The 13,098-nt window shown below is 69.0% G+C and carries 12 protein-coding genes and 1 pseudogene; 3 read left to right on the top strand and 10 right to left on the bottom strand.

All coding sequences use genetic code 11. From position 1 onward, the window contains the following. Nucleotides 1-27: 27 nt before the first annotated feature. Both OG734_RS33925 and OG734_RS33920 read right to left on the bottom strand, forming a co-directional pair. On the bottom strand, nt 28-687 hold the full coding sequence (locus OG734_RS33925) for a response regulator transcription factor (protein ID WP_330293897.1): 660 nt from the start codon (nt 685-687) through the stop codon (nt 28-30). Further along, complete coding sequence (locus OG734_RS33920; protein WP_330291234.1) at nt 644-1,822, bottom strand: sensor histidine kinase; 1,179 nt, start codon at nt 1,820-1,822, stop codon at nt 644-646. Before OG734_RS33920 ends, OG734_RS33925 begins: the two co-directional genes overlap by 44 nt. A 204-nt stretch (nt 1,823-2,026) precedes the next feature. Between OG734_RS33920 and OG734_RS33915 the strand changes: the two genes are divergently transcribed. Further along, nucleotides 2,027-2,695, top strand: a complete 669-nt coding sequence (locus OG734_RS33915) for a hypothetical protein (protein ID WP_330291233.1) — start codon at nt 2,027-2,029, stop codon at nt 2,693-2,695. Nucleotides 2,696-3,171: 476 nt separating this feature from the next. Here the strand turns inward: OG734_RS33915 and OG734_RS33910 are convergent, their stop codons facing one another. The 3 genes from OG734_RS33910 to OG734_RS33895 all read right to left on the bottom strand — a co-directional run bounded on the left by OG734_RS33910 (nt 3,172) and on the right by OG734_RS33895 (nt 5,703). Further along, nucleotides 3,172-3,510, bottom strand: coding sequence for a helix-turn-helix domain-containing protein (locus tag OG734_RS33910; RefSeq protein WP_330291232.1), 339 nt, complete (start codon nt 3,508-3,510; stop codon nt 3,172-3,174). Nucleotides 3,511-4,098: 588 nt separating this feature from the next. Continuing rightward, nucleotides 4,099-4,722 carry an NADPH-dependent F420 reductase gene (locus OG734_RS33900; protein ID WP_330291231.1) on the bottom strand — a complete coding sequence of 208 codons (624 nt, stop codon included), beginning with the start codon at nt 4,720-4,722 and terminating at the stop codon, nt 4,099-4,101. 246 nt (nt 4,723-4,968) lie between these two features. Further along, nucleotides 4,969-5,703, bottom strand: coding sequence for an SDR family NAD(P)-dependent oxidoreductase (locus OG734_RS33895; RefSeq protein ID WP_330291230.1), 735 nt, complete (start codon nt 5,701-5,703; stop codon nt 4,969-4,971). Between the two features lie 208 nt (nt 5,704-5,911). Here OG734_RS33895 and OG734_RS33890 point away from each other — a divergent pair, with 208 nt between their 5' ends. Both OG734_RS33890 and OG734_RS33885 read left to right on the top strand, forming a co-directional pair. Then, entirely contained in the window at nt 5,912-6,823 is a 912-nt protein-coding gene (locus OG734_RS33890) for a LysR family transcriptional regulator (protein ID WP_330291229.1), read from the top strand. A 472-nt stretch (nt 6,824-7,295) separates the two neighbouring features. Further along, nucleotides 7,296-10,214: a helix-turn-helix transcriptional regulator gene (locus OG734_RS33885; RefSeq protein WP_330293896.1), complete on the top strand. Its 2,919-nt coding sequence runs from the start codon at nt 7,296-7,298 to the stop codon at nt 10,212-10,214. A gap of 76 nt (nt 10,215-10,290) precedes the next feature. Here OG734_RS33885 and OG734_RS33880 read toward each other — a convergent pair whose 3' ends face one another. The 5 genes and pseudogenes from OG734_RS33880 to OG734_RS33865 form a co-directional block, all read right to left on the bottom strand. Next, nucleotides 10,291-11,148, bottom strand: coding sequence for a hypothetical protein (locus OG734_RS33880; RefSeq protein ID WP_330291228.1), 858 nt, complete (start codon nt 11,146-11,148; stop codon nt 10,291-10,293). A 105-nt stretch (nt 11,149-11,253) separates the two neighbouring features. Beyond that, entirely contained in the window at nt 11,254-11,385 is a 132-nt protein-coding gene (locus OG734_RS33875; RefSeq protein ID WP_330291227.1) for a hypothetical protein, read from the bottom strand. Nucleotides 11,386-11,426: 41 nt separating this feature from the next. Beyond that, on the bottom strand, nt 11,427-11,831 hold the full coding sequence (locus OG734_RS33870; protein WP_330291226.1) for a hypothetical protein: 405 nt from the start codon (nt 11,829-11,831) through the stop codon (nt 11,427-11,429). A gap of 472 nt (nt 11,832-12,303) precedes the next feature. Continuing rightward, nucleotides 12,304-12,427, bottom strand: a pseudogene (locus tag OG734_RS48105) (IS982 family transposase); the annotation flags it as partial. A 24-nt stretch (nt 12,428-12,451) separates the two neighbouring features. Further along, complete coding sequence (locus tag OG734_RS33865) at nt 12,452-12,958, bottom strand: anthrone oxygenase family protein (RefSeq protein ID WP_330291225.1); 507 nt, start codon at nt 12,956-12,958, stop codon at nt 12,452-12,454. Between the last annotated feature and the right edge of the window lie 140 nt (nt 12,959-13,098).

Here is a 13,098-nt window from a genome sequence, read left to right as displayed (position 1 = left end):
GCTCCGCCTCCGGTGATCCGGCGGGACCTATCTACTGAGCGTCTCCCAGGACCAGGCCGCGATGCCCACGCGGTTGCGTACCTTCAACTTGGCCTGGATGTTGGCTATGTGCGTCTTCGCCGTGCCGGAGGAGATGAACAGGCGCGCGCCTATCTCGGCATTTGTCAGGCCCTCGGCCACCAGGCGGGCGATCTCCTCCTCGCGCGACGTGAGGGGTGAGGGCTCGTGGGGTCGCGGCTTGGTGGGGGTGGACAGGGACTGGAGGAGGCGGACCGTGACCTGGGGACTGATGAGGATGTCGCCTGCCATGGCCGCCCGTACCCCCTCGATCAGCAGGCCGGGGCCCGACCGTTTCAGGAGGAAGCCGCAGGCGCCGTCGCGAAGGGCGGTGCGGACGTAGTCGTCGTGGTCGAAGGTGGTGACCACGAGGACGCGGGTCGGGTCGAGAGCGGCCGGACCCGCCAGGCGGCGGGTCACCTCCAAGCCGTCGAGGACCGGCATACGGATGTCCGCGACGACCAGGTCGGGCCGAAGCTCACGGGCCAGGTCGACGGCCGTGGAGCCGTCCGCCGCCTCGCCCACAACCGTCATGTCCGGCTGGGACTCGAGGATCAAGCGGAACCCGCTGCGCACCGCGTCCTGGTCATCGGCCAGGAGGATGCGGGTCAGGGCGGGTGCGTTGATCATGGAGGTCACTTCGGCTCCTTTGCGAGGGCGGCTTGCATGGAAGGATCGCTGTGAGCCGCCAGCCGCCCTCGTGCGGGCCCGCCGTGAGTGTGCCGCCCAGTGCCTCGGCGTGTTCGGTGAGGGCCGGGAGGCCGAGGCCGCCGTGGCGGCGCAGAACGGTGGAGCGACGGTCGGGGGATGCGCGCGGTGCGTCGTTGGTTACCTGTAGTTCCACGCCTGCGAGGGTGGCGGTGAAGCGGACTTCCGCACGCAGGGCCTCGGGCGCGTGTCTACGGATGTTCGTGAGCGCCTCGACCACGATCCGGTACGCCGCCGCGCCGGCCTCCCGCGCATGAATGAGGGCGTCCGCCGTCTCGGGCGGCAGGTGGAGATGGGCCTCCGTGCTGCCTGCGGCCGTGAAGTCGTCTACTAGCGCTGCGAGTTGGGTCACTCCTGGCGGAAGACACTCCGCGCCCGATGCCTCCTGGTCGCTGTCCAGCATGCGGACCGTGCGGTCCATCGCTTCCAGAGCGTTCAGGCCCGCCTTCTCGATCCGCTCCAGAGCCAGGACCGCCTGGCCCGGATCGGTCGCGGCCACGAAGCGGGCTGCCTGGGCCTGCACGACAATGCCGCTGACGTCATGGGCCACGAAGTCGTGCAGATCACGGGAGAGCTGCAGCCGCTGGGCGCGCCGGGCCTCACTGACCGCGGCGCGTCGGCGCTGGTCCACGCGGCGCGGATACGCGCCGACCGCCGCCGCGGTGAGTGCGGGGATCAACCAGAACGACGCCGCGCCCGTACGTTCCAAGAAGCCGCCGTCGATCAGCGGTAAGGGCCAGGTTGCCACCGCGAGGGCTGCGAGGGGCACCGCGATCCGCACCTCCCGCACAGGCGACCAGCGCGTCACCGCCGCGATGAGGAGCAGCAGCAGGGCGGCCTCCGCGAGCTTCCAGTAGGAGTTCGAATCCGTGGTGAGGGTCACGGTGGTCGTCAACGACAGCAGCGCGCAGGCAGCCGACGGGCGGGCCAGGCGCGTATGGGCGGTGGTGCGGTGGCCGGCCAGGGACCACACCACGGTGGCTGCCGCCGCGAGTACCGGGACGCCGCCAAGTACCAGGTTTAACAGCGGAGTTGCGGCTGTTGTCGTCTCCCCCATGGTCATCAGCGTACGAGGATGCAGTCATCCAGCGCGGGGCCTCCCAGTGATCTCTGCCGAACGGCATAGCCGAGCCGTGGACAGCGTGGATCTCTGTGCCGAACGGCGTATGGGCGGGGGCGGGGGGTGCGGGCGAGGCTGGTGCTCGTTCGGCAGCACAAACCGAGCAGTGGCCGATCATCCGTCCAGGAAAGGGAGTTCGTCATGCGTTTCACCTCTCTCGGCGCCGTAGGCGTCGCCGCTGTGCTCGCCGGAATCGCCGCGGCGGGGCCCTCGCCTGCCGCCCCGCACACTGCGGCGTCCCTCGCGAAGAAGCCCACCGATGTCGCGAGCGTTCACGGGTCGGCGCGCGTCTCGTACGCCTACGCACCGGACGACGACATCCGCTTCACCGTCGACGCGGAGGCAGTGCCCTTCGCACGCCCCATGCCGGGGTCGCCACTCCCTCCTCTGCCCACCCACGCCGAGGGCACCGTGACCGTCAAGCACTACTCACCGGCCCGCAACAGCACAGGCTGGTCGAAGGCGAAGGTGGACTGCCTGGTCACCGGGGTCGGCATCGCAACGCTCACCGCGGTCGTGGAGGAGTCGAACGTCTGGGAGCCTGGCAAGCGGTTCGGCCTCAGCGTCCAGCGGGGACGCGGCGGCGACCAGGACCACCTCGGCTTCGGCTGGGACATCGTGAACCTCGAGCCCCGGGCCACAGAGGTGAAGGACGTGGAGACGCCCACCGGCACCTGCATGGCTCCGGCGCCATTCGCCCCCGTGATCAAGGGCGGGTTCACGGTGAAGCACACGGATCTGCCGCCGTTGCCGGCTGCGCCCAAGGCGGCAGGGAAGTCGGAGAAGCGGTCGGGAACGCGCCGTGAGTAACAGCCTCGCGGCCCGGGCAGCTGCCCGGCCGCCGGCACCAGCTCAAACCCAGCACCGACATCCGGCCGCAAGGGCACCGCCACCGACGGGAGACGAGCGCCAGGTCCAGAAGTGTCCGTTCGGAGTTCCCCGCAACGCGTTCGCCGCAAGGCCGTCGGCGGTCCGGCATTGGAACCGGCCGGGCCCGGCAGAACACGTCCGGCCCGTCGCATCGACCGTTCTGCGCGGGCTGACCGACGTGCGGGCGGCCGAGGTGGTGCGGGCCCTGCCGTCTTCCGGCCATCGCCAGGACGCCCCCTCGCCGTGGCCCCCGCACCACGCCACGGACGGTCCCACAGACAATTCGTGGACTTCCCCACACCTGTGTCCCGCCGCCGAATTCACAGTTCCGGCTGACCGAGCGACGGCTCCGACGTCAAGAGGCGAGCTTGCCCCCGGGACTGCGCATGAACCTGGGTCACAGCTTGCCGATCGGGTCAGCCGAGGACGTAGGTCTCGTCGCCGAAGTCAGCGACGATCTTCAGCTTGCCGCCGAGCGCCTTGACGTAGGCAGCGAGGGTGTCGACCTCACTGCGCTCCAGTTGCCCCTTCTCGATGCGTGAGACGCGGGCCTGGGTCACGCCCATGGCTTCGGCAACCTGGACCTGTGTGGTGTGCTGCCGCTTCCGCAACTCGGCGAGGCGGTGCACACGGGAGGCCAGGACCATCGCCTGCGCCCCCTTCTGGGCCTGGTCCTTTTCGGCATCGGTGAGGGCGAAAACCCCGGTCAGGTCTCCCCAGGAGACGGCTTGCGGGTCCTTGAGGTGATCAGTCATCGTGCCCCGTCCTCTCCATCGATTCGCTTCAGATGCTCCGCGTATGCCTGCTCTGCTCGGGACACCGCGACGCGGTACCAGCCGGACCAGTTGCCCGCCTTGTCACCACCGACCAGGATCCCTTGATCGTGTCCACCAGGGGCCGACCCAGCGCAGGTCCTTCCTCCTGAAGGGCAGTGACAGCCTGGCTGACCTGAATCAGCGTGTCGCGGTCAGTGCGGCACAGTCCGTGAAGCCACGAAAGAGCCGGCTCGACCACGACGATCTCCCAGCAATACACACGCCGCCATCTGCAATTTATTACACTGCCAACATACACCACTGACGTCATAACGGTAAGTGGCTGCGGTTCTCGCAGTCACCTCCGCGCTCGACGCCCCACCCCGAAGGCAAGAATCGTCGCCACATGCGGCCGGGCAGTGCTGGGATCCGGCGCGAGGGCCCTCGCGGAGAGCTCGTCCGCACAGGATTCGCGGCACCGGCTGGAGCTGGAACCGGCCCGGCTACGTCGGATGCCGGCGCTATCGGGGGCGACGGGGTTGGTGATGCCGATGGCGCCCTGTTCGCCGACTGCTCGGCCCCGGGGGCTCAGCCGGTAAATTCGTTGACGCCGAGGGCGAAGTCCCAGTGGCCAACCCCGTTGCCTGCGAGGCCCATCGTGACCAGGCCCATTCCTTCCAGCCAGTGCGCCATTTTCAGGCCGCCGACGTCCAGCGGGCGCAGCCCGAGGCTCTCGATGAATGCCGCCACGCCCGCCTTGGCCTGCGCATTGTCGCCAGCGATGAAGACGTCGGGCCGACCCTTCTCCAGGACATTACGGAAGATGGTGTTGAACGCCTTCACCACACTGGCGCCGGCCGGGGCCACCTTGGCGACTTCCTGCGCGATCGAGGTCTCCTCGCTGTGGGCCAGTCCGTCGAACGTGGCGTTGAAGGGGTTGCTGATGTCGACGATGACCTTGCCCGCGAGGGCGTCTCCGTACTCGGCGACGACCGGAACGACACCGTCGTACAACAGGGCCGTGATGACGATGTCCCCGGCCGGGACGGCGCCCCACTTGCCCATCGTCGCGCCGCCGCCCAGAGCCTTGGCGAGGTCATCGGCCTTGGACTGATCGCGTCCCATGACCTCGACGGTGTTGCCGCCCGCCACCGCGAGCGTGCCGATGGTACGGGCCATGTTCCCCGTACCGATGAGGGTGATGCTGCTCATGAGGTGTGCTCTCTTCCTGTTCTTGAGATGTCGCTCTGTCTCGTTCGTGCCGGGTCAGGCGCAGGGCGTCGGCCGCGACGTTTCGGGGCCAACTGCCGTGCCTTTCCCGGTACTTCCGGCTTGTCAGCACGCGGATTCGGCGCCCGCGCAACACTTCGGCGTGTTGCGGATGTCCGCGTTCGAGACCGGTTTGTTGTGGCGCCCGGGTTGTTGTGGGGTGTGCCCGCGGCATTCCTGGTGTGTGGTTCAGATGGCGGTGGTGCCGCCGTCGGTGACGAGTTCCAGGCCGTTGACGTAGCTGGAGTCGCCGGAGGCGAGGAACAGGGCGACGGTGGCGATTTCTTGGGGGCGGCCCATCTTTCCGCGGGGGATGAGGGACTCGAATGCGGCCCTGGTTGCCTCGTCGAACAGTTCTTCCTGTTTGGCGGTGGCGACCTGGCCGGGGGTCAGGACGTTGACCCGGATCTTGCGGTCGCGCAGTTCGTTGAGCCAGACGCGGGCCCAGGCCTGCTGGACGGCTTTGCTTCCCGCGTAGAGGCTCCAGCCGGGGAAGGCGCCGAGGGAGGCGTTGGATCCGGTCATGAAGATCGAGCCGTTGTCGTTGATCAGCGGCAGTGCCTTCTGCACGGTGAACAGGGTGCCGCGCGCGTTGAGCCAGAAGGCGCGGTGGAACTGTTCCTCGGTGATCTCGCCGAGGACGGCGGGTTCGCCCATCCCGGCGCTGGCCCACAGCACGTCGATCGAGCCCTTTTCCCGCTTGACGGTGTCGTACAAGCGGTCCAGGTCGTCCAGTTCGGCCGCGTCACCCTGGACGGCGGTGACGTTGCGGCCGATCAGCTTGACGGCGTCGTCCAGTGCTTCCTGCCGCCGGGCCTGGATGAAGACGTGCGCTCCTTCCTCGACGAACAGTTTGGCGCCGGCCAGTGCCATTCCGGTGGATCCGCCGGTGATCACCGCTACCTTGCCATCGAGCTTTCCCACGATCACTCCGTTGAATTGATGGGCATCCGAAACAGTGTGCTCATTCTGGGCCTGGGCCCTGCTATCAAGTTCCGATGTCGAATTCTTGTGCCGAATTCGCGTCGGCCCCAATAGGTACCTATTCAGGTTGCCATTGGCCTGAGTGGGTGTCCAAGACCTCTTTTAGCCCTGGTGATACCCTGAAGGCATCACCGGGCTGGGAGACGCCATGGATCTGGACCTGCGCAAATTGCGTTACTTCACCGCCGTGGCCGACCAGTTGCACTTCGGCCGCGCCGCCGAAGAGCTGCATATCGCGCAGCCGGTGCTCAGCCGGCAGATCCGCGCGCTCGAGCAGGATCTCGGCGCCTCGCTGTTCACCAGGGATCGCCACGGCGTAGCGCTGACCGACGCGGGCCGACAACTGCTGGCCGACGCCGGTCCGCTGCTCGCCTCCGCGCACGCGGTCCGCCGCCGGGTGTCCGCGGCGGCCCGCGGCAGCCGGCGGCTGATGGTCGGTTTCCGGGCCGGCATCCCGGTCATCCCGGCGACGCGGGCGTTCGAGGCCCGGCACCCGGACGTGGTCGTGGACGTGCAGCGGATCGAAGGGGACGACCAGGCCCCGATGCTGCTCGACGGCCGCATCGACGTCGGCTATGTGCGGCTGCCCATCGACGAGGCCGGCCTGCGCGTCACCCCGCTGTACACCGAGCCGCGGGTGGCGGTGCTGCCCGCCGGCCACCGGTTGGCCGGCAAGGAGGAGGTCACCGAGGCCGACCTGGCCGGTGAACCGCTGGTCTGGCATGCCGACCCGGGCACGCAGCCCACCAGGCGCCCGCACCCCAACGCCGGGTACCTGGTGCGCGGGGTGGACGAGACGCTCGAGCATGTCGCGGCCGGCCGGGGTATCTCGTTCCTGGCCCGTTCGGCGGCCGTGTTCTACTCACATCCGGATGTCATCTATGTGCCCATCCCGGATCTGGCGCCCGACCAGGTGTGCCTCGCGGTGGCGGCATCGCGCACCTCGCCAGTGGTCGATGACTTCATCACCGCGGCTCAGGCGACGGCCGAGATCACGGCAGAATGCGGGAACCATGAAATGTGGCAGCTTGGCGGCGATGCCGTGCCAAAGCACGGTTGAGCAGTCCGCCTGACAAAGACAGCGCCAACAGGGGGCACAGGACCACAGTAATGGCGAAGGCATTGCGCTCGGGAACGGAGGCGATGTTGGCGCACAGTGAGAATCGACAATCTCGCGGCCGCTTCTGGAATGATGAAAATCATGATCTCGTTGAATTCATCAAAGGCATTGTCGATGATGGTCGGCCTGCCCGGCGACCGATTCACTCGTCTGCGGTGTGCTCATGGCGTGCGCAAGGCGCAGGCCGTGCGGCCAATGGCCCAAGCAGCCGGCCAGAAAGCGACCTCTGAAGGAAGCCACCCGTCTCCGACCGGACCGGCGGCTCGCCCTGCGAGATCCGTCCGTCCCGGTTCACCGACGCGGCGGTTACGACGATCAACAGGAGAGAATGATATGTGAGGGGGAATGTAAGGACAAGGGGGCAACTGTGGGAGCGGACGGGGTAGTTGGGGACAGCGGGAACGGGGCTCCGTTGCTGGGCCGCTCCGTCGAACTGGCCCGGTTCGACGCGCTGCTCGACCGTGCGGCAGACGGCGCGCGCGCCACAGCACGGGGCGAGGAGTTCCCTGACAGCGGCCGTTCCCGGCTCGTCGACATCACCGGTGAGGCCGGCATCGGCAAGAGTCGGCTGCTCAGCGAGGTCTGCGCGCGGGCGCGCAGACGCGGAATGACGGTACTGCGCGGCAGAGCCACGGAGTACGAGCGGCAGGTGCCGTTCCAGGTGTTCACCGACGCGCTCGCCCACCTCGACCCGCACGCCCTGGACGGCTTCCAGGAGACCGACGCGGTGGCGCCCCTTCTCCAGCGGAGCGGCGCGGTCGACCGTTTCGGACTGCACCGGTCCACGGCCGTCCTGCTCGCCCGGCTCGCCGCCCCATCCGGGCTGCTGCTGGCCCTCGACGACCTGCACTGGGCGGACCCGGCGTCACTGGAGTTGCTGGACCATCTCGTACGCCATCCCGTCCACGCCCCCGTCGTCCTGGCCGTGACACGCCGTGACCGCCAGAGTCCCGAGTCCCTTGCCGCCAGGCTCACCCGAGAACTCGACACCGGCACGGTCGTCCGACTCGGTCTGAGACCGCTGAGCGCAATCAACTGCGCCGAACTGGCCGGCCCCGGCCTGCCGCCCGCCGAGACCGCCGCGCTGTACGCCGCGAGCGAGGGCAACCCGTTCTACTTCCTGACCCTCCTTCAGGCCCACCGCGGGGGTACGACACCCGAGTCCTCGGCGCCGCCCGGACTCGGCACCCTGCTGCTGGACGAACTGACCGCGCTCGCCCCCTCCCGGCGCGGCATCGTCGACGCCGTGGCGGTACTGGGCGAGCACGCCACCCCGGCGATGGTGAGCCGGGTGACCGGCCGCTCCGGCACCGCGTTCACCGCCGACGTCCACGCTCTCACCCGACGCGACCTGTTGCGCTCCGCCCCGCAGGGCCTGCTGACCCTGCGGCATCCGGTCGTGCGAACCCTCGTCCACGAAAGCACACCCTTCTTGAGGCGCGTCGAGATGCACCGGCTCGCCGCGCAGGAACTGGCCCGCGCGGGTGCCTCCGCCGCCGAGCGGGCCCACCATGTGGAACAGTCGCTGACCGCCTGGGACCCGGCAGCGGTGGCCGTGCTCGACGAGGCCGCCGCACGAACCGCCCGAACGGCCCCGGCGAGCTGCGCCCACTGGCTCGATGTGGCACTCCGCCACCTTCCGCACACTCCCGAACACACTGCCCGGCGGCGTGAGTTGGTCCTGAGGCGGGCCCGCGCCCTGGCCGCGTGCGGTGGCCTGCGCGAGAGCCGCGACCTGCTCCAAGAGCTGATCGCCACCCCGCGGCGGTCACCCGGTGGCCCGGCCGTCCGCGAGAAACAGGACCGCCTCAGAGTGCGCGCGGTCGTCCTGTGCGCAGTTGTGGAGCGTCATCTGGGGCGCTGCACCGAGGCAGTCGCCCTGTTGCGCCGCGAGCTGGCTCGCGGGCCCGCCCCGGCCGACGTCGTCCGGCTCGGCCTGGAGCTGGGCTCGGCCGCGCCCCAGGACAGCGACACCTCGTACGCCCAGGTGCGCACCGAGGTCGAGGTGGCGCTCGCGGCGGCCCGGTCCACGGGGGACGAGGTCGGGGAGGCGGGCGTCCTCGCCGTCGCCGCCTTGGGAGAGGCGTACGAGGGCAACATGACCGCCGCGCACGGATTCGCCCGGCAGGCCGCCGCCCTGGTCGACTCCCTGCCCGACAACGACCTCACCGCGCTGTGCGAACCACTGGCCCGGCTCGGCTGGGCGGAGGCTTTCCTGGAGCACTACCCGGACGCGGAGCGGCACACGGAGCGCGGCCTCGACATCGCCCGCCGCAGCGGCCAGCTCTATGTCGTGCCCCATCTGCTGCTGTGCCTGTCCCATGTCCGGGTCCAGACCTGCCGGGTCTCCTCGGCGCTGGAACTCGCCGACCAGGCCGAGGACATCGCCCGCGGGATCGGCAGCGACCAGTTGCTCGCGTTCGTACTGGCGAGCAAGGCCGCGGCACTCGTCGCCGCCTGCCCGCCGGGCGATCCGCGCCCTCTCGCCGTCGCCGAGGAGGCGGTGGCCGCGGCCGGTACCGGGGTCGACTGGTGGGCCTCCACGGCCTGGTGCATCTTCGGTTGGGCCGCGCTCATGGCTGGCGATCCGGTCCGGGCCCGGGACGCGATGCTCCAGGCGGGCGGCCCCGAACTGCAGCGGCTCCAGCCCTCGATGCGGCCGCTCTACCTGGAGGTCCTGGTCACGTCCGCCCTGGTGACGGGCAGGTCCGAGGAGGCCCGCGGCTGGGCCGAGCGGGCGCGTAAGGAGGCGGAACAACTGGGGCTGCCGATGCAGCGGGCGTCCGCGCTGCGCAGCATCGCCCATCTGCCGCTGGCGCAGGGGGACACGGCAGCGGCGGCGGACCTGTTCGCGGAGGCCGCGGCGGAGAGCGCCCGCTGCGGCGCGGTCTTCTGGGAGGCCCACTCCCTGCTGCTCGGCGCCCCGCTGGAAGCGGCGGCGGGCCATGGCCGGGGCGGCACGCGCGCCTGGCTCAGGGGGCGCCGGCTCGCCGAGGCGGGCGGCAGCGGACTGCTGGTCGGCCTCGCCGACGCCACCCGTCCGCCAGGTGGCGGCTCCGAGGCTCCGTACGATTCCCCGGACCGCGCCGAACTCACCCAGCGGCTGGCCACCCTGACCGCCCGGGAGCTGGAGATAGCCGAACTGGTGGCGCAGGGGCTCACCAGCCAGGCCATCGCGGACCGGCTCTACGTCAGCCGGCGTACCGTCGAGACCCATGTCTCCCGTGCCTTCCGCAAGACCGGGGTCTCCTCACGTACCGCCCTGGCCACACTGATGGCCCGCCGCCGCACCGGGAGCCGTTTCGGGGACGCCCACCCGGAGCAGGACTGAGCCTGCTCCAGGTGCCCTCGGCGGTGACCGGTGAGCCTCTGCGAACCGGCCACCGCGGTCTCGGCCGGGAAGCTGCCTACCTGACGTCGATGAAGTCGTGGGGCGCCGTCGCGGAGCCGGTCGTGAAGGTGCCGGCGAACACGAAGCGGTAGAAGCCGTCGGAGCCGGCCTTGGTGGTGGTGCTCAAGGCGCCGGTTCTGCTGGTCCTGACCGTCTTGAGGGTGGTGTAGGTGCTGGTGCCATTCTTGCGGAACTGCAACTTCACCGGCTGGTTCCCGTACCCCGAGGACTTCCCCGTGGTCCAGTCGGCGCGAGTCAGTTTGCCGGTGACCGTGATGGTCTTGCCCTTCTTCACCGGCTCCGGGGAGGCATTGACGGTCAGCGCGGCGGCACGCTTGATGCTGGTCCTGGCGACGTCGTCGTCGTAACTGGCGTTCGCGTAGAGGTCGTAGGCGCCCAGGAAGAGCTTCCAGACCCCCGCGGTGCCGTTGCCGTCCTTGAAGTCGACCGCGGGGTCGATGGTGAAGACCGTCTTGCAGCTGTAGCTGTAGCCGTCCTGGACCGTCGTCTCCGTGCAGACGGGGTAGTTGTCCGACTCCAGGCCGCCGGTGATGGTGTCCGTGCTCGAACTGTCGGTGCCCTGCCACAGGAACGCCTGGGTGATGGCTACGCCTTCCTCGTCGAAGGCGGTGAACGTGACGGGAACGGCCTTCTTGCCCGTTACGCCGAGAACGATGTCTTTGCCCTTGTTGACGACTCCGTTCTTGAATGTGGTGCCGCCCAGCGCGTCCTGCGGCTGGACGCTCCGCGAGGCGAAGGCTCTGAGATCCGTCGCCGCCCCAGGGTGCTCCGCTGCCTGGGCTGCGCCCGGAAGAACGAGCGCCGAGAGTACGACGGCGCAGGAAAGGACGGTGGGCGCAGTGTGTATACGCATGTGATTCCCCCAAGGTGAGGTCGGGCGGCCCTGCGAACCGGACTTGCGGCAGGGCCCGTTGATGTGGTGAAGAGGTCGATGCACGCCCGGACCCGGCGAAGGGACTCAGGGCGTGGGAGAGCTGAAGATGTCGTCGAGGTCGAAGCTGTGGTCGGGCGTCGGGTTGAGGTTTGTCGGGTAGATGTCCGTCGGCTGGGAGCCCGGTGCGCCCACGGCGAGGGCCGCGACGACAGACACGACGGAGTCCTTCCGCCCGGGTATGCGCCTCGGTACGTATCTCATCGGTCGAACCAGTTCCTGGCTTCCACGGTGCTGAAGCCCCGCAGCACGGCGAGGGCGAAGACGATGCCCGGGAGAACCGAGACGCCGCCTCCCTGAAGCAGGCCCAGCACACCGATCAGCAGGCTCAGCGTCTCGATGACGACGACCGTGACACGTATCCCGTTCGACCGCCGGCCCGCGAAAACGCCGCACAGCAGAAGCGCCCCGGCGATCAGCAGCGACAGCACGGCCAGGAACCGGAGCAGCCCGGCCCCTTCGTCCTGGCCGTGGTCCGCCGCGTCGTTCACGACGGCCAGCAACAAAAATCCCGCCGCCAGGTTCAGCACGGCCTGGACCCATACCCCCACCAACGCCAGCCTGACACTCTTCGGCATCCGCGCTTTCACGCTCGGTGTCGTCATGAATGCAAGAAAACGGCACGCGTGTCAGGGACACGTCGGTAGGAGTACGTAGTCCATGTACGTATATGCCATCGCCGCCCGGCCGCCGCGATCTCCTCCGCCGTCGCTTCGGCGCGCGGAAACACGCCTGTCTGCTCTCGGCGACGAGTGCACGGACGGCCCTCGCGGCAGTCGGCGTCCGCCACTAGAAGATCGCGCCGTTACCGCTGTTGCCGGAGTGGCACGACGTAGGGATCCAGACTCGTTCGCACTTCTGAATCGGATACCTCTCGATTGCCCCCTACGCCATTCCATCCCTCAAGTTGCCTAATCGCATGGACGGGGACCCCCAATCCATGGAAGAAGCAGCTGGCAAATGCGAAGAAGGTCGCGTCGCTCCCTAGTATTTCGCAGCCAGTCGGCGTCTTGCCCTCTCACGTTGTCCCGGTGCAGCTTCGCCGCATCGGCAGCCGCCTGCGGCTGCAACTCGGCCCAGCAGCGGGGTGATCCCCACCGTCGGCCGCCGCGGAGCAAGATGCGGCGAGTCCTTCAGCAGGTCGTCGGTCTTTAGTCTTTACCTGGAGTGCGGTCGCGAGAGAGTCCAACTCTGTTCTCACACGCTGACGTTGGACTCCCTCACCTCATGCGCGCAGCCGATCCCTCCGCGCCGAGGTGTTCGGCGAGCTTGAACGACGTGTACCAGGCAACGGCGCTGCAAGGGCGAGGACCGCGAAGGCGAGGACCGCGGCCGTCGTCCGGACAGCGTGGGCGATCTGCCAGCGGTCCCGTACGTCGGTCCAGTTGGAGGGCGGGGCCTGGGCGTTCCAGCGGAGCTGGTCGGAGTTGATGGGCAGGTTGACGATGAGCGTGAGACCGAGGACGAGGACCAGGAGGGCGAGTGCGGCCACGGTCAACCATCGGGTTTTCGTTCGGTAGGTCTGGTAGGCCAGTACCGCTGTGGCGATCAGCGCCGGCAGGAGTGTGGCGACGGCGAGTCTGTCGAGGGAGTCGAGTTCGACCAGCCGGACCTGGGTGTAGACGGTGCTGTCGAAGCTGCGCAGCGAGAGTTCCAGGACAAGGACCGAAGTGAGGAATCCGGCGAACAGCCCCGCGCATACGAGGCTGACGAAACGGGCGTACTTCGTCATGATCACGTTCTTTCGTGATGGATGACCCGGGCGGCGAAGGGGCGGGCGGGCCGGCCGAGGCATCTTCCTGACCTTGTTGGTTACCGTCGCGGGTCGTCGCCCGCTTCCCCACCCGCCGCCCGGGTCGTGTGCGTGGCCTG

This window comes from Streptomyces sp. NBC_00576 (assembly GCF_036345175.1).
Taxonomy (GTDB): domain Bacteria; phylum Actinomycetota; class Actinomycetes; order Streptomycetales; family Streptomycetaceae; genus Streptomyces.
Note: the sequence above shows the minus strand (reverse complement) of the source record. Positions and strands in the feature narration are given on the sequence as shown.